Annotated in this window: 13 protein-coding genes and 3 pseudogenes; 13 read left to right on the top strand and 3 right to left on the bottom strand. The window is 73.3% G+C overall.

The annotated features are described in order from the left end of the window. On the bottom strand, positions 1-259 hold a 259-nt coding region (locus AAFF41_RS51270), incomplete at its 3' end, for a hypothetical protein (RefSeq protein WP_425526284.1). 470 nt (positions 260-729) lie between these two features. On the opposite strand from AAFF41_RS51270, the gene AAFF41_RS51265 reads away from it, so the two are divergent. From AAFF41_RS51265 to AAFF41_RS51220, 10 genes and pseudogenes are all read left to right on the top strand, one after another. Next, on the top strand, positions 730-1419 hold the full coding sequence (locus AAFF41_RS51265) for a ScbR family autoregulator-binding transcription factor (RefSeq protein WP_097281963.1): 690 nt from the start codon (positions 730-732) through the stop codon (positions 1417-1419). A 622-nt stretch (positions 1420-2041) separates the two neighbouring features. Continuing rightward, a complete protein-coding gene (locus tag AAFF41_RS51260) occupies positions 2042-2677 on the top strand; it encodes a ScbR family autoregulator-binding transcription factor (protein ID WP_343326567.1) in 636 nt (211 codons plus the stop codon). A gap of 581 nt (positions 2678-3258) precedes the next feature. Then, positions 3259-4131: an AfsR/SARP family transcriptional regulator gene (locus AAFF41_RS51255; protein WP_319754497.1), complete on the top strand. Its 873-nt coding sequence runs from the start codon at positions 3259-3261 to the stop codon at positions 4129-4131. Positions 4132-4950: 819 nt separating this feature from the next. Next, positions 4951-5391: an SRPBCC family protein gene (locus AAFF41_RS51250; protein ID WP_343326566.1), complete on the top strand. Its 441-nt coding sequence runs from the start codon at positions 4951-4953 to the stop codon at positions 5389-5391. Between the two features lie 44 nt (positions 5392-5435). Next, on the top strand, positions 5436-6071 hold the full coding sequence (locus AAFF41_RS51245) for an SRPBCC family protein (RefSeq protein WP_343326565.1): 636 nt from the start codon (positions 5436-5438) through the stop codon (positions 6069-6071). A gap of 1025 nt (positions 6072-7096) precedes the next feature. Then, complete coding sequence (locus tag AAFF41_RS51240) at positions 7097-8167, top strand: hypothetical protein (RefSeq protein ID WP_343326564.1); 1071 nt, start codon at positions 7097-7099, stop codon at positions 8165-8167. Between the two features lie 203 nt (positions 8168-8370). Further along, a complete protein-coding gene (locus AAFF41_RS51235) occupies positions 8371-9447 on the top strand; it encodes a 4'-phosphopantetheinyl transferase family protein (RefSeq protein ID WP_343326563.1) in 1077 nt (358 codons plus the stop codon). A 480-nt stretch (positions 9448-9927) separates the two neighbouring features. Further along, positions 9928-12069 carry a condensation domain-containing protein gene (locus tag AAFF41_RS51230; RefSeq protein WP_343326562.1) on the top strand — a complete coding sequence of 714 codons (2142 nt, stop codon included), beginning with the start codon at positions 9928-9930 and terminating at the stop codon, positions 12067-12069. A gap of 236 nt (positions 12070-12305) precedes the next feature. Next, on the top strand, positions 12306-12626 hold the full coding sequence (locus tag AAFF41_RS51225) for a hypothetical protein (RefSeq protein WP_343326561.1): 321 nt from the start codon (positions 12306-12308) through the stop codon (positions 12624-12626). A 115-nt stretch (positions 12627-12741) separates the two neighbouring features. Next, a pseudogene (locus AAFF41_RS51220) lies at positions 12742-13232 on the top strand (nucleotidyltransferase domain-containing protein). 360 nt (positions 13233-13592) lie between these two features. On the opposite strand, the pseudogene AAFF41_RS51215 reads toward AAFF41_RS51220, so the two are convergent. Next, positions 13593-14413, bottom strand: a pseudogene (locus AAFF41_RS51215) (AfsR/SARP family transcriptional regulator). A gap of 548 nt (positions 14414-14961) precedes the next feature. Here AAFF41_RS51215 and AAFF41_RS51210 point away from each other — a divergent pair. Beyond that, positions 14962-15231, top strand: coding sequence for an acyl-CoA carboxylase subunit epsilon (locus AAFF41_RS51210; protein ID WP_343326560.1), 270 nt, complete (start codon positions 14962-14964; stop codon positions 15229-15231). Between the two features lie 35 nt (positions 15232-15266). Here the strand turns inward: AAFF41_RS51210 and AAFF41_RS51205 are convergent. After that, positions 15267-16459 (bottom strand): annotated as a pseudogene (locus AAFF41_RS51205) (RNA-guided endonuclease InsQ/TnpB family protein). A 154-nt stretch (positions 16460-16613) separates the two neighbouring features. On the opposite strand from AAFF41_RS51205, the gene AAFF41_RS51200 reads away from it, so the two are divergent. After that, complete coding sequence (locus AAFF41_RS51200; RefSeq protein ID WP_343326559.1) at positions 16614-18287, top strand: acyl-CoA carboxylase subunit beta; 1674 nt, start codon at positions 16614-16616, stop codon at positions 18285-18287. A gap of 316 nt (positions 18288-18603) precedes the next feature. Next, positions 18604-19428 (top strand): AfsR/SARP family transcriptional regulator, encoded by an 825-nt coding sequence (locus AAFF41_RS51195; RefSeq protein WP_097281957.1) that lies wholly within the window; start codon positions 18604-18606, stop codon positions 19426-19428. The last annotated feature ends 96 nt before the right edge of the window (positions 19429-19524 follow it).

The following is a 19524-nucleotide window of genomic DNA, read 5'->3' as shown; positions in this document are numbered from 1 at the left end:
GGTCCGTGGGTCGGTTCTTTGCCGGGACTTCCTTGCGGTTCGGCCGTTCGGTGATCCTGCGGGCCTTGTGCTGGTGGTACTTTGCTCCGGCCTTCTTGCGGACCAGGCCCCGGTGGTGCTTGGCGGTCCGTTCGGCCCGGTGTTGCGGCAGCGTGCCGTGCGGCTGTTCGACCTGCCGCCGGACGAATTCCACCACCTGCTCCGGAACCTTCTCCAGTGCCGGGAAGCAGTCCATGCGCTGGTACGGGTGCTTCCTCATAGGCCACTGCGACGGCGTGGCCCTGGGCTGCGGCGGAATCCGTCTCCTCGGCTGGAACACTGCGGAGATCGAACGGATGTACGTGGCGGAGACCGCGCGTGGCCAGTGCCGGTGCCGGCACATCCTCAGACGCCGGGAGACCGCGCCGCCACCTGCGGAGTCACCCGGATCCGGCTGGAAACCGGCGCCGGCAACCACAACGTCCTGAAGCTCTGACGGCACAGTGGATACAAAAATCCGGCCCGGGTCGTGCGGGGGTGGGGTGGTGTTGGTGGGGGGTTGAATCGGGTCGTCCGGTTGGGTGGGGGTGTTCGGGGTGGTGGGGGTGGGTGGGTGGTGGGGGTGGGTTTTGGTCGTTGGGTGGGGGGTTGGGGGGTCGGGTCTTGTGAATATACGGACTAGCTGGTTTTGTTTGGGTTGGTTGCAGGGAACATGTTGTGGTGGGTTGTGGGTTGGTCTTTGGAGGTTTTGTGGTGCGGCAGGAGCGTGCGGTGCGCACGCGGCGGTTGATTTTGGATGCGGCGGCGTCGGTTTTTGATGAGCGTGGGTATGAGGCGGCGACGATCGGTGAGGTGTTGGCGCGGGCGGGGGTGACGAAGGGGGCTTTGTATTTTCATTTTCCGTCGAAGCGGGCGTTGGCGGAGGGGGTGTTGGGGGAGCAGTTTGCGGGGTTTGTGCTGGCGCCGCGGGTGAGTAAGTTGCAGGAGCTGGTGGATATGGGGTTGGCGTTGGCGTATCGGATGCGGCGTCGTCCGGTGGTGTCGGCGTCGGCGCGGTTGTCGTTGGGTCAGGAGATGGGGGCGGTTTTCGGGACGTGGACGATCCGGACGTGGCTGGATGCGACGGAGAGGGTGTTGCGGGAGGCGCAGGAGCAGGGGGAGTTGTTGCCGCAGGTGGATGTGGCGGAGAGTGCGTGGGTGTTCTCGGCGGCGTGGACGGGGGTGCAGGTGTATTCGCACACGCTGTCGGGGCGGGAGGATCTGGAGGAGCGGGTGTGTGCGCTGTTTGAGCATCTGCTGCCGAGTGTGGCGGTGCCGGCGGTGCTGGGCAGGCTGGTGATTGATCCGGCGCGGGCTGCGGAGGTGGCTGCGGAGGGTGAGCGGCTGGCTGCGGAGGCGGGGGAGCCGGCTGGTCTGGACGGGGTCGGTGCCCCGGCCTGATCCCGGCCCGTTTTCCCTGGCCCGTCCGGCCTGTTTTCCCCGGTCCTGCATGCCGCCTGGCCCGCCTGGTCTGCCCGTCCGGTCCGCCTGGCCTGCCTGGTCTTGCCGTCCGGCCTGCCTGTCCGGTCTGCCTGTCGGGGCTGCCTGGTCCGTCTGGCCTCTGGCCCGTCCGGTCTGCCTGGCCCGTCTGCCTGGCCTGTCCGGTCCGTCCGGTCTGTCTGGTCTGCCTGTCGGGCCTGCCTGGTTCTGTCCTGGTCTGCGTGTGCCGTGCTTGTGTGTCTGTCCCTGGCTTTGGTCTTTCCGGTCCCGGTCCCGGTCCCGGTCCCGGTCCCGGTCCCGGTCCCGGTCCCGGTCCCGGTCCCGGTCCTGGTTCTGGTTCTGGTTCTGGGCTGGGCTGGGTGGGGTGGGGGCTCCGGTCGGGTGCGAGCGGGTGTTGAGTGTGGCCGCTGAGGGTGGGGCGGGTCTGTGGTGGTGTTTCCTGGGGTGGTGGCGCGGGTCTTTCGCTGTTGTGTCTGGTCTGGTGGAGTGCGGACCGGGAAACATACCGCGCGTGCGGTTTGGTAGGGTGGGGTGGTGGGCCCGGTGTGTCCGGGGGTGGCGGTGGGTTGGGGAGGAGGGTGGGGTGGTCAGGCAGGTGCGGGCGGTGCGGACGCGTCGGGCTCTGGTGTGTGCGGCGGCCGAGGTGTTCGCGGAGGACGGGTATGCCCTTGCGTCGCTGCCGGTGATCAGCAGGCGGGCGGGTGTGAGTACCGGGGCGCTGCATTTTCATTTCCCGAGCAAGGATCTTCTGGCGCGTGAGGTGGAGGCGGCGGCGACGGTGTCGGTGCAGCGGCTGGTGGTGCGGGAGGGTGCGGGGGGCGGGGGGCTGCAGTTGCTGGTGGATGTCAGCCGTGATCTGGTGGCGGCTCTGGCGGTGGATCCGGTGCTGCGGGCGGGGTTCGAGCTGGGTGGTGATCCTTCGCGCAAGAGTGCGGAGGGGCCGGGGCAGTGGTGGTGTGAGTGGGTGCATGCGCTGCTGCGTGAGGCGCAGGGTGCGGGGGAGCTGGCGCGGGGGGTGTCCCCGGAGGCGGCGGCGGTGGCTGTGGTGGCTTCTGTCGCCGGGTTCGGGCGGTTTGCCTCCCGTCACCGTGTGCGTTCCTCGTCTCATCTGGTGGAGCAGTTCTGGGTGCTGCTGCTGCCCGGTCTCGCGGCGCCCTCGCGCCGGCGGCCGGTCCTGCCCGGTCCGCGGGCCGCCGGGACCGACCGCACCCCCAGGTAAACAGACCGCATGGTCCGGCAATAGGGAAGTCAAACCGCTGGCGGGGCCGCCGCGGCAGCCCGAACCCCGCCCGGTTGGTCGGCGTATGTGCTGGAAGCCGGATTCTCTCGAGGGGGTCTCGAGTACCGGCGGAGAGAAAACAAGACGCCCGGTTTGAGATTGACATACCGTCCATGCTGTTTTTTACTCGGTGTGTCGGGTGGATCCCGGACGGCGGGCGCGGTTCACCGCCGCCGGCCCTCCGGCGGACCAGGACCCGGCAGTCTCATCGGAGCCCTGCAGCATCGGGCCCGGCGGCATCGGGGCCCTACGGCGTCGGGGTCTGGAGGCGTCGGGGTCCGGCGGTGTCGGGGTCTGGAGGCGTCGGGGTCCGGCGGTATCGGGGTCTGGCGGGCCGGGTCTGGTGGCGTCGGGGTCTGGTGGTGCTGGTGGTCCGGGAGTTCGGGGCCGGGGCCGGTGGCGTGTGGGCCGGGCGGGTTCCGGGTTCCGGGTGTGGGGTTGGGTCGGGGGTTTTGGGGGCCTGGGTGGTGATGGGGTCCGAGGGGTTCGGCAGACCGCAGTGGACGGACAGGGGAGACGGCGTGGACACCGACATACTCGGCACTCTTGCGGTGCGGGAGAAGGGCATTTCGATTGCTCCGACCGCTCCCAAGCCGCGGCAGGTGCTGGCCCTGCTGGTGGTGCAGGCCGACCAGATGGTGCCGGTGGGCATGCTGAGTGAGGAGTTGTGGGGCAGCAGGCCGCCGCGTAGTGCGCGGCCCACGCTGCAGACGTACATTCTGCAGCTGCGGGAGCTGATCACTGCGGCGCTTGAGCCGGATGCGGCCGATGCCCGTACGGCCAAGGACGTGCTGCTGACCGTGCCGGGCGGCTATCTCCTCAAGAGCGGCGGGGGTGGCAGTGACGTGCGGGAGTTCGAGCGGCTGGCCGGGCTGGGCTACCGGGCGATGGATGCCGCCGACTTCCCGGAGGCTGCCCGGCAGCTGCGGGCCGCGCTCGCGCTGTGGTCCGGGCCGCCGCTGGCGGATGTGCACGCCGGGATGCACCTGGCGACCCAGGTCAAACGGCTGGAGGAGAGCCGGCTGTGCGCGCTGGACCAGCGCATCGAGGCCGATCTGCGGCTGGGCCGTCACCGTGAGCTGCTGGCCGAGCTGACCGTGCTGGTCAGCCGCTATCCCACCCACGAAAGCCTGTGCGGGCAGTACATGCTGGCCCTGTACCGTTCCGGGCGCCGGGGCGAGGCCCTGGACGCCTACCAGCGGCTGCGCGCCACTCTGGTGCGCAGTCTGGGCCTGGAACCGTCGGCGGCGCTGAGCAAGCTGCAGCGTTCCATTCTGATGGCCCGGCCGGACGGCTCACCCGTCACCGCCACCGGGACCGTCCCCGGGTCCGCCGGGCCGGGCTCCACGGGCAGTGGCCCCGCCGGGACCGGACGCCTCGCCCCGGTCGGCTGACCCCCTTCGCCCCGGCCGGCTGACCCTTCGCCCCGGCCGGCTGGCCTGCTCGCCCCGCTTCCGCCCAGGTCCCGGTCCCGTCCGCCGGGACCTGGCGCATGCCCCGGTCCCGGCCCCCGCAGGCCCCCGTATGCCCGGGTTTGCGGCCGCGCGGCCCGCCGTCCGGCCCCTCCCCCCGTCCCGTCCGGCCCGTGCCGCCCGTCCGGCCCCTCCCCCCGTCCCGTCCGGCCCGTGCCGCCCGTCCGGTTCTCACTCCGTCCCGTCCGGCCTGTGCCGCCCGGGCTGCTGATGCCGCCCGTCCAGCCCGCCTTGCCCGTCCAGCCCGCCTTGCCCGTCCCGCCCTTCCTGCCCGTCCAGCCCGTCTTGCCCGTCCAGCCCGTCTTGCCCGTCCAGCCCGTCTTGCCCGTCCAGCCCGTCTTGCCCGGGCTGCCCGTTCCGCCCGTGCCGTCCGTTCCGCCCGTGCCGTCCGTGCCGTCCGTGCCGTCCGGGCTGTGTGTCCCGTCCGGGCTGTGCGTGTTGTGCGGGCTGTGTGTCCCGTCCGGGCTGTGCGTGTTGTGGGGGGCTGCTGGGGGCGGTGGTGTGGGTTGTGGCGGCTGCGGTGGATGGCGTTCGGCGGGTGGGCGCTGTCGCCCGGTCGGTGCCGTGGGCGCTGTCGCCCGGTCGGTGCCGTGGGCGCTGTCGCCCGGTCGGTGCCGCGGGGGTGGCGGGCCGGGTTGCGGGGCCGTGGGTGGCGGGCGGGGTGGGGGTCTGGGCGGGCGCGAGGCGGGCTCGAGTGGTGGGGGGCAGGGTGGGGGTGCGCCTGGAGGAGGAGGGGCCGGCATGTCGTCGCGCGTGCACGCCTGTGAGCACACGGTGGGGGTGGCCGCTCCGGCCGGTGTCGTGTACGGGATGCTGGCCGATGCCGCGCGCTGGCCGGTGTTCTTGCCCTCGGTCGTGCATGTCGAGCGTCTTGACTTCGACGGGGTCCAGGAGCGGCTGCGGATGTGGGAGCTGGCCGATGAGGCCGGCGCCGGCAACCCCGGCAACCCCGGCAACCCCGGCAACCCCGGCAACCCCGGCAACCCCGGCAACCCCGGCAACCCCGGCAACCCCGGCAACCCCGGCAACTTCGGCAACTTCGGCAATGCTGCTGGCGATGCCGGTGGTGTGGGTGGTGTGCTGGGGGGCGGGTTGGTTCCTGGTATGCCCGGCGGGTGCTGCATCCCGATGTCCGGGCGGTCGTGTTCGAGCAGGAGGATGCTGTCTGGCCCGGGAGTGTGACCTCGGGTGTGTGGAGTGTGCGGCCGGCGGGTGAGACGGAGTGTGTGCTGGGCCTGCGTCAGGAGCGCGGGCTGCCGGTGGCGGCTGCGGACGGTGCCGGGGCCCGCCGGGAGGCGGAGGCGGATGTGCACCGCCGGCTTGCCCAGGTACGGCGGGCGGCCGGGCGGTGGGAGCAGTGGGACGAGCTGCTGCTGTCGTTCGAGGACCGGGTGCGGATCGAGGGCCCCGCGGAGCTGGTCTACGACTTCCTCTACCGGATCGGGGACTGGCCCGGGCGGGTCCCGCATGTGGAGCGGGCCGGTGTGCGGGAGGACGTGCCGGGGATCCAGGTGGTGTCCCTGGACACCTGTGCGGCGCCGGGCGGGCGGACGGTGAGCACGCGGGCCGTGCGGCTGTGTTTCCCGCACGCCGGGCGGATCGTCTACAAGGAGACGCTCACGCCCGAGCTGGTCGCCGCCCACAGCGGCGAGTGGTCGCTGCTGCCGGACGCGTCCGGGGTCACGGTCGTCGCGGCCCACCAGGTGATGCTCCGGCAGGAGGCCGTCGCCCCGGTGCTCGGTGCGGGCACCGGCCTGCTCGAGGCCCGTGACCATGTCCGTGCCTGGCTGTCGCGCGCCAGTACCGAAACGCTGGGCCTGGCCAAGTGGCATGCCGAGAGCACCGTGCGCCGTCTGCGGTGAACAGATGACCTGCGATGAATAGCCGACCAGCCGACCAGCCGACCAGTCGGCCGACACCGGATGACCAGGTGACCAGTTGACTTCTCCCCCAGCTGAAGCAGGGGAATTCTTCCCTCGCGGGTTGAGCTTTCTGCTTCTCAGACAGCAGCTGCCCCGAACTAACGGCAAGGGACGTTGGTACGCCCAGCAGTCTTACGCCGGCTCCACAGACCTGACATCCCGCCAGCCCGGCGGTAGGCCCGGCCAGTTTGGTTATCGCTGGCCGGACGGCCTACAAACTACCAGTCTCCTGCGGGTCGTTGGCGGTAGACGCCGATCCGCCCTGGCGGCGAATCGGCTTTCCCTGCCCTGCTCCGCAGGAGTCCGTTTCCTCCCCAGCCTGAAGGCTGGGGTATCCACGGAGGAATCCAGATGAACAGGAGGCCGGTCATGGCCGTCACCCAGCCCGCCGCGCCCAGCGCACCGGTTCCTGCCGTTACTGTCCCGCCGGCCCGGCCGGTCGGGGCTGCTTTCACCGTCCGGCCGCCCGCCGCGGCGTCCGGGCCGTCGGTGCCGTCGGTGCCGTCGGCGGGGGAGGAGGCGGGGGGCGGGTGTGCTGTCCGTGTGGCCGGGCCGGTCCCGGGAGCGCTGGCGCACCGGTATGCCGCGCTGCCGCCGCCGCTGCGGGTGGCGCTCGCCGCGCTGCGGCTGGAGGTGCTGCTGGGCGATCCCCGCGACGCGGCCAACCCCTACAGCCTGCCCGCCCTCGCCGCCCCCGCCGGGTCGGCCGCCTCCGCCGGGTCCGCTGCCTGTGCCGGGGCTGCCGGGGCTGCCGGGGCGGGGGAGGGGGCGGGCTGGTCCGGGCGGGCGGGCGCGCTTCTTGCGGCGGCCGGTCTGGGACAGGTACGCGCCGCCGACCAGCGGGTACGTGCTCTGCGCCCGCTCCTGCGCCGGGATTTGGCCCTGGGACATGCCGCGGTCGCGTGGGGCGGGCCGGGTATGCCGCCCGCCGGACGTGCCCGGGGCAGGCCGGGGAGTCCTCCCCGGTGTCCTCTCCGGTGCCCGCCGCGCTGCTCGGCCCGGCGGCCCTGGTGGCTGCCGCCGGCGGTGTGCTGCGCCAGGCCGCGCTCGCGGTGGCCGGCCGCGGCAGTGGTGAGCCGGCCCTGCGGCAGTGGCAGCCCGTGCTCGCCGCCGCCTTCGCCGACCTGCTGGCCTGCGAGAGCCTGACCTGTGTGGCGCTGCGCCGCCGCCCCGCCCCCGCCCCCGGGGTGGGGGCGGGGCTGCTGGGTGCGGTGGCCGGCTACGTGGTGCCGACCGTGCTGGCCGACGTACTGGCGCAGCTGGGCCTGGTCCTTGCCGAATGCGGCCACGGGCCTGCCGGTACCGGGGGCGCGATGCTCGCGAAACTGACCCGTGACCTTCCCCTGGCCGGGGTGGACGCGGCGGGCGCCGCGTACTGGCAGGCCCGCCTGGCCGGGGCCCTGCCGGCCCTGGCGGCCGAAGAGCCCCGTACCGCGCACCGCGGCCCGGTCCCCGCCCCCTTCCGGCTCGCCGACCCGCCCGCCCCCGCCCCCGGCGTCGCCGCTGCCGGGGAGCAGGGGGACGGGCACACCCCCGACGGGCACGAGACGGACGGGCATGAGACGGGCGGGGACGGCGTGGGCGGGGACGACAGGGTGGTGCTGTCCGGTCTGCTGCGTGCCGGTGCCGCCCGTGCGGACGGCGCGGACGGCGGGGACGGCGGGGACACGGGCGGTGCCGCGCTGGGGGCGCTGGCCCGGCGGCTGCTGACCGAGCAGCGTGCGCTGCGCCGGCCGTGCCGCACGGCCGGCGCGGACCCCGGCGCTGTGGCGGCGCGGGCGCTGGCGGACCGGCAGGCCCTGCTGTGGCTGGCCGCCGCCGTGCTCGGTGTCAGGGAGGCCGCCGACGACGGCCGCGGCCTGTTTCTGGGCGGTACGCACTGGGCGCTGCTCGCGCTGACCGGCATCGCGGGACGGCTGGGCGTGCCGCTGCCCGGACCGGCCCCCGACCCGCGCGCACCCGTCTGGGCGGAACTGGCCGGCCGCGTCCGCCGCGGCGTGGACTGCGACGTGTACGCCACCCGGCTGCTGTGGTGAGCGGGCACAGCCCGGCCGGCAGTCCGGCCGGCAGTCCGGGCAACACCACATCCCCCGGGACCACACCCCCCGGGACTGTGTCTCCGGGGGCCGTGCCCTCTGGCGCCGTTCCTGCCGGGGCCGTGTCCGCCGGGGCGGGTTGCGGGGACCGGGTTTTTGGCGGGCCGGGGCGGGACGGGACGGGGGAGGGCGGGGGAGAGCGGGTGCCCGGCCCGCTGCTGCCCGCGCTGCCGCCCGGCCTGCCGCCGGGGACCTCGCCTGTTCCGCTGCCCGGCCTGCCGCCGGGGACCTCGCCTGTTCCGCTGCCCGGCCTGCCGCCGGGGACCTCGCCTGTTCCGCTGCCCGGTCCGCCGGCCGGTCCGCTGCCCGGTGCGTCGTCCGGTGCGCCGCCGGGTCTGCCGGCCGGTCTGTCGTCCGGGTGGCGGGCCGGGGGGTTGTCCGGGCTGTCGCCGGGGCCGTTGTTGCATGTGGCGGGGCCGGACGGGCCGTGGGAGCAGGTGCACGACCAGCTTGCCGGGCAGGGCCATGCCCTGGTGCACACCACCTGGGGGCAGTGGCTGGCGGCGGCGCTGCTGGATCCCGGGCTGCGGTCTGTGCTCGGCCGTGACTGGCCGCGTTACCGGCAGACGGCCGCCCCGGCGGGCCGGCTGCGGTTCGCCGTCTCCCGGATGGTCCTCAAGCACACCGCGGCCGCCGCGCTCCAGGTTCCCGCGGACGCCCTGGACCTCGCCTACCGGCCGGGCGGCCGCCCGCATCTGCGCGGCCTGGCCGAGGCCGAGGTGAGCCTGGCCCACACCGACGAGCTGATCGTGGTCGGCATCAGCCGCAGCGGGCCGATCGGGGTGGACGCCGAGCCCGTCACCCGCCGGCCCTCTTTCGAGCTGCTGCACCCCTACGTGTGCACCCCGGACGAGGCCGCGGAGCTCGCCGCGCTGGGCGAGGACGAGCGGGCGCTGCGGCTGCTGCACCTGTGGACCCTCAAGGAGGCCTACACCAAGGCGCTCGGGCACGGCATGCGGCGCCGTTTCTCGGCGGTCGGGTTCCGCCGCGACGAGCAGGGCCGTACGGTCCTGGCGGGCGAGCCGGACGGCGCGGCGCGGTGGATTCTGGCCACCCATCTCGTCCACGGCCGGTATCTGGTCAGCAGCGCCCGCCGTCCGCCGCGGGAAATCGAGACCGCTTCGCGGCCCGCTCCATACCCGCTCGAGGAAACAGGCCTCCCACCTGCGGCGACGTTAGGCTGGCAGCTGCCGGGCAGCTCCGGCGCACAGCCGACATGACGAGAGGCGGGCGTCGTGAACCACCGTGCAGCCATCCCACCGCACCCGGCCCGGCCCGCCCCCGTCCGGCCCGCCCCCGTGCGGCCCGTCCCCGTGCGGTCTGTCCCCGTGCGGTCTGTCCCTGCCCGGCCTGCCCCTGTGCGGCCTGTCTTCGCGCGGGACGCCGCCGCGGGACGTCCCGGCGGCAGCTTTCGCCGCCGCCCGGCCCGTCGCGGGCCGGGCGCCGCGGCCCGCGCCCACCGCCCGGCCGGCCCGTCCGCCGTCACCCCGCCCGATGCCGTCCCGCCCGCACCCGCACCCGCGGCTGCCGCACCCGCACCCGCAGTGGCCGTGCCCGCCGTGCCTGCCGTGCCTGTCCTCCCCGCACTCCCGCCGCCCCTGCCGGTTTTGCCGGCCGGGCTGGTCCTGCTGGTCGGGTAAGGGGTGCGGAGGGCCGGTCCGCCGTGCCGCGGGGGCGGGTCCTGGGGCCTGGGAGGGCGGATGAGCAGCCAGGGTGTGCCGCGGGGCGCTGTTCTTGCCGTGGTCCATGAGCCGGTGGCGCTGTCGCCGGGCGGTCCGCTGGTCCTGGAACTGCGCGGCCCGCTGGGCCCGGCGGACGCCGAGACGGTCGCCGCCCGGCTCGCGCAGCGCCACCGTGCCTTCGGTGTCGCGCTGGACAGTCACCGGCCCGGTCACCACACGCTGCGCCTGACCCCGCCCGACGCGGGCGGGCTTGCCGCGCTGCCCGCGGACCTGCTGGCCGACCTGCTGGCGCCGCCCCCGCCGGGCGGGGAGATCCTCCCGGTCACCGGACACCAGCAGACCCTGCTGCGCGCCGCCCTCACCCCCGCCGCCGCCAGCACCGCCACCAGCACCGGCGGCAACGGCGGCAGCAGTGACGGCAGTGACGGCAGTGACGGCAGTGACGGTGGCGGGGTCGAGCAGTTGTACTGGGACTGGTCCGGGCCTTTCGACGTGGCGCGGTTCGCCGCGGCGTGGCAGTCCGTCGTCGACCGGGAGTGTGTGCTGCGGGCCTGTTTCGACTGGGTCGCCGCGCCGCGTCTGGTGCTGCACGCCCGGGCCGAGGCGGACATCGCGGTGTGTTCCCCGGCCGCCGTCACCTGGCCCCAGCTGCTGCGGCGGGACCGGGCGCGGGGGTTCGCGCTGCACCGGCCGGGGCTGCTGCGCCTGACCCTGCTGGCGGCGGAGCCCGGCGGGGGTGCGGGCGCGGCGCCGCCGCGGGTGCTGCTGACCTATCACCCGGCCCTCCTCGACGAGCGGGGTGTGCACCTGCTGCTGCGGGAGTTCTACCGCGCCTACGCCGCCGGCGGCGTCCTGCCGGGCGGGGAACGCCGTCCCGATCTGCGCGACCATGCCCGCTGGCTGGCCGGCCAGGACACCACGGCCGCGCGGCAGTTCTGGGCCCGCGCGGTGCCGCCGCCGCGGGCCGCCACCCGCCCGGGGCGGCCGGGCGGCGCCACCGGGCAGAGCGGGCCCGGTCTGCTGGACACCCGGCTGCGGGCGCCGGAGACCTTGCGGCTGCGTTCCTGGGCCGCGCTGCGCGGTGCCGCCGAGTCCAGCGCGCTGCACCTGGTGTGGGCGCTGCTGCTGTACCGGGCGGCGGGCGTTTCGGGGCCGCTGCCGGTGAGTTTCGGGGTGCAGCTGTCGGGACGGGACATCGCCCTGCCGGGTGCCGCGGGCATTCCCGGCCTGCTGGACAGCCCGCTGCCGATGACCGTGACCGTCGATCCGGCCGCCCCGCTGGCGGGCCTGCTGCACCAGGTCCGCGACATGCTGCTGGACCTGGCCGCCTACCCGTGGGCCAGCACCGAGACGATCCGTGCGTGGGCCCCCCGCCCGCCCGCCGCCCCCGCCGCCGGTCCCGCCGCCGGTCCCGCCGCCGGTCCCGCCGCCGGTCTTGGCCCCGGTCCCGCTGCCGGCCTTGACCGTGTCGCGGGTCCTGCCGCGGGTGTTGGTCCGCTCTGCGGTGCCGGCAGCACTCTGGTGCGTTTCGACGGCCCGCTCGTGCTGCCGAAGGTCCTGCGCAGCGAACTCGCCGCCCAGGGCGTCCACGCGGACACCCCCCGCAGCGCGGCCGGCGCCGCCGGCGGGCCCCTGACCCTCGCCGCCCGGCACGACACCGCCGGCGGCCTGGTCCTGGGCCTGTTCTACGACCGGGCGCAGCTCGCGGACGAGGACGCCGCCGCCCTGCACTCCCAGTGCGTACGCCTGCTGCGCGCGCTGCCCGAGTTCCGGCAGGCGCAGGCCAGTGCCGGACAGCTGCTGGACCTGCTGGCCCGGGCCGCGGTACCGCGCATGGCCGGGCCCGTGCCGCCCGCGCCGCACCCCGCCCTGACCGTGCTGCGGCCCGGGCATCCGCACGCGGACGTGATCTGCCTGGTCACCGCCCCGGGTGTGCCGGCGGGCAGCTACGACCTGTTCGTCCGCGGCCACCGCGGCCCGGAGAAAATCGTGGCCGTGCACGGTGACGGCGCACCGGGCGCGCTGCCGGCCGCGCTGCACCAGGCATCCGGGCCGGGCCGGCGCCTGGTGCTGTGCGGGTGCGGGCCCGGGGGAGGGCGGCCTACGAACTCGCCCAGCGCACGCCGCATGCTCCCGGCATGGTTTCGGCCGTGGTCATGACCGGCATCGGCGACGCCGCCGCCAGCGCGTCCGCCCTCGCCCGCGGGGTGCGCTCCGTCCTCACCCCGCCCCCCTGAACCCGCCCCCCCCGTGCCGGAAACTGGTCCCCCCCCGCAGGGCGTACGTCGTGCGTCCGCTCGCCGTGTCACCGGTGGCCGCACCCGTTCCCGGACCAGCTCCGACCACCAAGATCAGGGATCTGGGCCGGAGCACCGACTCTGGAGTTGAATCGGCTGATGGACATGTCCTCCCGAGAGATCCGCATGCCCCTCAGCGAGGTCGTCTCAGTACTGCAGGACCTGAACGAGTTCGTCGTTTCCCTCGACCGACTTGGATCCCGCCAGGCATCCGGAACCGCCGACGAGTACACCGTCGGCAAATTCATCGCCGACTGGGATGTCGCTCGGCGATTGGCCCGCGCCCGACGCGTCATCAGCGTTGAGCTGGATGCACAACTGAGCGAGGAAGACAACGCCGAGATCGACGCCCTGTGCGACCAGGGCCGCTTCTACGGCACGGACAACGCCATCGGCCCCTCCACTGACCGATCCAGCTGAGACGGCAAGCGCATCGGACCGGACCAATCGAGGCGGGGATCGGGTTCGGTACGGGACCAGGCACCCGACCAACAAGATCACGATCTACAACTGGAGTACCAGCCTGCGTCGGGTGATGACAGCTGATGACGTGTTGTTCGTCCTGGCCCTGTTGCAGCGGGCGGAGGCCGGCCTCTGGGTCGGTGGCGGATGGGGGATCGACGCTCTGATCGGCGAGCAGACCCGAGACCATCGCGACCTGGACCTGATGCACCGGCAAGATCAGGAAGCCGCCGTGCTGGCGGCCCTCTCCGCGGAAGGCTTCGTGGAGAGCCTGAACTGGAGACCCATCCGATTCGTCGTGAAGGCTCCGGACGGCCGGGAGATCGACCTTCATCCGCTGGTCTTCAGTGATGACGGCTCAGCAGTGCAGGCGTCACCCGAACCGCAACGTCCCTTCGTCTATCCCTCCTCCTGCTTCGTGACGGGCACCATCCAGGGGACGCCCATCCCGTGCTTGTCCGCCGAGCAGCAGGTCTACTTCCTCAGGGATACGAACCAACGGAACGTGACCGGCACGACATGGCAGAACTTCGCCGCGTCTTCGGGACCGCCACGCACTTTTGACCCGCGTCGAAGCGGTGTCAAAACTCACCGACATGCTCGCGCTCACGGAGCATGAACCGATGTCAGAACTCATCGGCATGCGCTGCTACTTGTCATCGGCATAGCCACTTCTGGTCGTTCGGGGCGTGCTGACGACGTTTCGAGAGGGCCGCCTGGCGGCCGGCTGCCACCGCGCTGGCAGCCCCGCGGCCGGGCGCCATCGCCGCTGAGGCGGACCGGGACCGGTCCGGCCCGCAGCCACAGCGGCGGACGGGCCGCCGGGCCGCCGCCGTCCGCCGCCGGCCCGCAGCATCCCTCCCGCCGCTGCCCGTTGCCCGCCGCTGCCCGCCCCCGCCGCGACTCGCGGCGGGGGCGGGTCTGTCAGGCGGTGAACAGGTCGTAGGTGGAGCTGTGGCGCGGGCCTGCGAGGACGTCCAGCTGGGGGTCGACGGTCAGGACGGCCTGGTGGAGGCGTTGCAGCTGGGGGAGGGTTCCACGCCCAGGTCCTCGATCAGCCGTACCCGCAGCCGGCGGTAGACCTCCAGCGCGGAGGCCTGCCGGCCGGAGCGGTAGAGCGCCACCATGGCCTGGGAGTGCAGTCCCTCGTGCTGGGGGTGACGGGCGGTCAGTTCGATGAGCTCGGCGATGAGTTCGGCGTGCCGGCCCAGCCGCAGGTCGGCGTCGATGCGCCGTTCCACGGTGACCAGCCGGCTCTCCTCCAGCCGCACCACCTCGATCTCCAGGACCGGCCCCAGCCGTACGTCGACCAGGGCGGGGCCCTGCCACAGGCCCAGGGCCGCCTTGAAACGGGCGGCGGAGACCTCGTCGTCGCCGCTCTCGAAGGCGGCCTGGCCCTCCCTCGTCAGCCGGTCGTACTGGTGCACGTCGACGCAGTCGGGCGGGATCTGCAGCAGATAGCCGCCGTGCCGGGTGGCCAGCACCTCCTTGGCGCCGCCCGGCGCACCGGGCCCCATCGCGGTGCCCAGCCGCCGGCGCAGCTGCAGGATGTAGGTCTGCAGCGTGGTCAGCGCGCTCTGCGGCGGCTGTGTCGCCCAGATCTCCTCCATGAGGGTCGGGACGGGCATCACCCGCCCGGGATACAACGCCAGCAGCGACAGGATCTGCCGCGGCTTGCCCGCGCTCGGAACGATGGATCCCCCGTTGACCTCGGCACTCAACGGACCCAGAACCTGAATCCTCACGGTCTCCTCCGTATTCCGCATTCCGTATGTCGTCGAGCTCCTTGTCCCGTTCCACTTTGTTGGCCGGAAATCCGCGCCGCCGCTCACGCTAGCCGCGGCCGTCCCCGTCCAGCGTTTTCCTGGATCCGTTCTCGAGCGGACTTCCAAGTCCGGTGCCGCGTACGGCGTTCGGCGCGCTGGAGAACGTGTGTACGGCCGCTCGAAGAGAACTCCTGATTCCGCTGTCGCCGCACTCCACACGGCTACCGTCGTCCTCCTTTCCCGCACGCCGGTACGGGGCCGCCCGGATCCGTAATCACCGCCACCGGCGCAGTCAAGACACCATGTCCCCGCCCCCGCCGCATACGCGCCGCACCGCGCGCCGCCCGCGCCGCCCCCGGCCCCCGCCGCCCCTCCGCCCGCCCGCCCGCACGGGCGGCAGCTGGCCGAACCCTTTCCCCCGCCCCCGCACACGCCCCCGCCCCGCCGTGTGCAGTGCTCTTCGAGCGCAGTGAGAGCGGTTCTTGAGCCCGGTGGCCGACGGTGTCCCCACGACCGAAGGAGGGGGTATGGGAACGCCGGAGCACCACGAGCCCGTCCTGCGCGTGGAACGCGGGCAGGCCAGCGACGAGGAACTGGCCGCACTGACCGTGGTGCTGCTCGCACTGCGCGCGGGTGGCGCGTTCCCCCGCCGGGCAGGCCGGTCAACGGCTCCCGCTGGTGGCGGCCCCGCACCCGCCGGGCCCCGCGCAGCTGGCAGTGACACCGCCCCCGGCACCCGCCGGGGTCCGGCGCGGCCGGCCGTGATGCGGAACTCCCCGCCCCGGAAAGGGACCTGACTTGACTTCTCCCGTTCCTGAAGGGAGGGGGATTCTTACGGCTCGCGCCGTGAGGGTTTCTGCTTCGTTGCCGACTGCCCGTCCGGAGTACTCCGTTGAGGTCTTACACCAGCTCCACAGACTGTCACCGCCGGTTCGGCGGCCAGGAGGTTGTGCGCCGCGTTCACGTCCCGGTCGTGGGTCGTTGCGCAGTCGCACGTCCACGTGCGGACGTGCAGCGGCATCGTGTCCCGCAGGGTGTTGCAGGCGGAGCACAGCCCGGACGAGGGGAACCACCGGTCCACCGCGATCACCTCGCGCCCGTACCACGGGGCTTTGTACTCCAGCATCCTCCGGAACTCGCCCCATGCCGCGTCACTGATGGCGCGGGCCAGTTTCCGGTTCTTGACCATGTTGCGCACGGCCAGGTCCTCGATCACGATCGTTTGGTCTTCACGGACGAGCCGAGTGGTCAGCTTGTGCAGGCTGTCGCGGCGCCGGTCGGCGATCCGGGCATGGATCTTCGCGACCTTCAGCCGGGCCCTGGCCCGGTTCGCCGAGCCCTTCTCCTTCTTCGCCGGACGACGCTGCTGCCTGGCCGGAGCGGCACGGTCCCGGCGCTCGTGCCGGGGGCTGGCGATCTTCTCCCCGGTCGAGAGGGTCAGCAGATGCTCCAGCCCGACATCGGCACCGACGGCCTGACCGGTGGCCGGAAGCGGCTTGACGGACGGGTCCTCGCACAGCAGGGACACGAACCAGCGGCCCGCGCTGTCCTGCGAGACCGTCACGGTGGACGGGCTCGCTCCCCGGGCAGCGGTCTCGACCACACGATGTCCAGCGGCTCGGTCATCTTCGCCCGTGTCAGTTTCCCGTCGCGGGAGCGGAACGCGCTGGTGGTGTACTCCGCACTCCTGCGCGACGTCTTCCGCGACTTGAAGCGCGGGTAGTTGGCCCGTTTGCCGAAGAAGTGGGTGAATGCCGTCTGCAGGTGCCGCAGCGTCTGCTGGAGCGGGACCGAGGACACCTCGTTCAGGTAGGCCAGTTCCCCGGTCTTCTTCCACGCTGTCAGCATCGCCGACGTCTGGTGGTAGCTGACCCGCTCCTGACGGGTCACCCACGCCTCCGTCCGCGCGGCGAGCGCCAGGTTGTAGACCTTCCGCACGCACCCGAACGTGCGCGACAGCTCGGCCGCCTGCGCATCCGTCGGACAGAAGCGGTACCGATACGCCCGCTTCACGCGAGGGCTCACAACTCACAAACTGTCGCATCAACTAGTGGCTGTCTGCGGGAAGTTGGCCGCGAACGACGATCCGCCCTGACGGCGGATCGTCCTTCCCAGCCCTGCTCCGCAGGAGTCCGATTCCTCTCCGCCCTGAAGGACGGAGTATCCACGGAGGGAACAGATGACCACCGCCCCCGCCCGCACCCAGAGCCCCACCCCCGCCCAGGACCCGGCCCCCGCCCAGGACCCGGCCCCCGCCCAGGACCCGGCCCCCGCCCAGGACCCGGTCCCCGCCCAGGGCCCGGCCGACATCCGCGGACGTGTGGCCGAACTGCACGCGATCCGCGAGGCGGCCCGGCTGGGCCCGGGGGAGAAGGCGACCGCCGCGCAGCACGCCAAGGGCAAGCTGACCGCCCGGGAACGCATCGCCCTGCTGCTGGACGACGGCAGCTTCCAGGAGGTCGAGCAGCTGCGCCGGCACCGGGCGACCGGGTTCGGCCTGGAGGCCAGGAAGCCGTACACCGACGGTGTCGTCACCGGCTGGGGCACGGTGGAGGGCCGTACGGTCTTCGTCTACGCGCACGACTTCCGTATCTTCGGCGGCGCGCTGGGCGAGGCGCACGCCACGAAGATCCACAAGATCATGGACATGGCCATCGCGGCCGGCGCGCCGCTGGTCTCCCTCAACGACGGTGCGGGCGCCCGTATCCAGGAGGGTGTGAGCGCGCTCGCCGGCTACGGCGGCATCTTCCAGCGCAACACGAAGGCGTCCGGTGTCATCCCGCAGATCAGCGTGATGCTCGGCCCGTGCGCGGGCGGCGCCGCCTACAGCCCCGCGCTGACGGACTTCGTGTTCATGGTCCGTGAGACCTCGCAGATGTTCATCACCGGCCCCGACGTCGTCAAGACGGTCACCGGCGAGGAGATCACCCAGAACGGGCTCGGCGGCGCCGACGTCCACGCCGAGACCTCCGGCGTGGCGCACTTCGCCTACGACGACGAGGAGACCTGCCTCGCGGAGGTGCGCTACCTCCTGGCGATGCTCCCGCAGAACAACCGCGAGAACCCCCCGCACACCACCCCCCACGACCCGCCCGGACGGCGCGGCGAGACCCTCCTGGACCTGGTCCCGGCGGACGGCAACCGCCCCTACGACATGACGAAGGTCATCGAGGAACTCGTCGACGACGGCGACTGCCTGGAGGTCCACGAGCGCTGGGCCCGCAACATCATCTGCGCGCTGGCCCGTCTGGACGGCCAGGTGGTGGGCATTGTCGCCAACCAGCCGCAGACCCTGGCCGGCGTGCTGGACATCGAGGCCTCCGAGAAGGCCGCCCGGTTCGTGCAGATGTGCGACGCCTTCAACATCCCGATCGTCACCCTGCTGGACGTGCCCGGGTTCCTGCCCGGGGTCGACCAGGAGCACGGCGGGATCATCCGGCACGGCGCCAAACTGCTGTACGCGTACTGCAACGCGACCGTGCCGCGGATCTCACTCATCCTGCGCAAGGCCTACGGCGGCGCCTACATCGTCATGGACTCCCAGTCCATCGGCGCCGACCTCACCTACGCCTGGCCCACCAACGAGATCGCCGTGATGGGCGCGGAAGGCGCGGCAGGCGTCATCTTCCGCCGGCAGATCGCCCAGGCCGCCGACCCCGAGGCCATGCGCGCCCGCATGGTCAAGGAGTACAGGGCCGAACTCATGCACCCCTACTACGCCGCCGAACGCGGCCTGGTCGACGACGTCATCGACCCCGCCGCCACCCGCGAGGTCCTCATCCGCTCCCTGGCCATGCTGCACGCCAAACACGCCGACCTGCCCTCCCGCAAACACGGCAACCCGCCGCAGTAACCCCCGCCCCTCCCCGTCCCGGACTTCCCCTTTCCTCTCCCTCCCTTCCCTTTCCGCCCCTTCCCGTGCCGGGAGCAGACCCGGCGGTCTGCTTTGCGGGCCGCCGGCCGCGGCGGCCGGCGCCGGGGCCCGGCCCCTCCCCGGAGGGCGCGGACCGGGGAATTCCGGCACCCCGGCGGCCCGTTGCCCGTCCGCCGCCGGCCTGCTGCCGGTCCGTCACCCGACGGAAACAGCGCGAACGGTCTAGTATTGACAGACCGGACGTGCTGTTTTGTAATCGTGGGTGCGGCACGGCACACCGACCAGGGGAGACGGCGTGGACATCGACGTACTGGGCGCACTGGCGGTGCGGGAGAACGGGGTGTCCATCACCCCGACCGCGCCGAAACCGCGGCAGGTCCTGGCTCTGCTGGCGCTCCACGCCGACCAGGTGGTGCCGGTCGCGGCCCTCACCGAGGAGCTGTGGGGCGCGGCCCCGCCGCGCAGCGCCCGCACCACGCTGCAGACGTACGTGCTGCAGCTGCGTGAGCTCATCGCGCAGGCGCTGGGGGACGACCGGGCCGCCGCCAAGGACGTCCTGATGACCCTGCCGGGCGGCTATCTGCTCGCCTCCGGCGGCGGCAGCAGTGATGTGCGCGCCTTCGAGCGGCTCGCGGGGGAGGGCTACCGGGCCATGGACCAGGGCGCCTTCGCCGAGGCGGCCCGCACCCTGGGCCGGGCGCTGGCGCTGTGGACGGGGACCGCGTTCGCCGACGTCCAGGCGGGGGCGCAGCTGGCGATGGAGGCCCGGCGGCTGGAGGAGAGCCGGCTGTGCGCGCTGGACCAGCGCATCGAGGCCGATCTGCGGCTGGGCCGCCACCGCGAACTGCTGCCCGAACTGACCGTGCTGACCAGCCGTTACCGCACCCACGAGAATCTGCACGCGCAGTTCATGCTGGCCCTGCACCGCTCGGGGCGGCGCAGCGAGTCGCTCAGCGTCTACCACCAGCTGCGCGCCACCCTCGATGCGGACCTGGGCCTGGAGCCCTCGCCGCGGCTGCGGCGGCTGCAGCACTCGATCCAGACCGCGGCGCCGGAGGCGGCACCGGCGCCCGCTCCCGCCGACGGCGCGGGCCCGCCCGCACCCGCGCGGGTCCGCTGACACGGCGCGGACCCGCGCGGGCCGGCACGGCGGCTTTCGCAGGGCGGTACGGCAGGGCGGCTCATCCTTTGGGCGGAGGGCCGCGTCGGCGGCTGG

The organism is Streptomyces mirabilis (genome assembly GCF_039503195.1).
GTDB classification, from domain to species: Bacteria; Actinomycetota; Actinomycetes; order Streptomycetales; family Streptomycetaceae; genus Streptomyces; species Streptomyces mirabilis_D.
Note: the sequence above shows the minus strand (reverse complement) of the source record. Positions and strands in the feature narration are given on the sequence as shown.

Coding starts and splice junctions, on each gene's coding strand:
- AAFF41_RS51250 (WP_343326566.1), top strand. CDS start 4,951: ATGTCGTCGCGCGTGCACGCCTGTGAGCACACGGTGGGGGTGGCCGCT.
- AAFF41_RS51230 (WP_343326562.1), top strand. CDS start 9,928: ATGAGCAGCCAGGGTGTGCCGCGGGGCGCTGTTCTTGCCGTGGTCCAT.
- AAFF41_RS51225 (WP_343326561.1), top strand. CDS start 12,306: ATGGACATGTCCTCCCGAGAGATCCGCATGCCCCTCAGCGAGGTCGTC.
- AAFF41_RS51210 (WP_343326560.1), top strand. CDS start 14,962: ATGGGAACGCCGGAGCACCACGAGCCCGTCCTGCGCGTGGAACGCGGG.
- AAFF41_RS51200 (WP_343326559.1), top strand. CDS start 16,614: ATGACCACCGCCCCCGCCCGCACCCAGAGCCCCACCCCCGCCCAGGAC.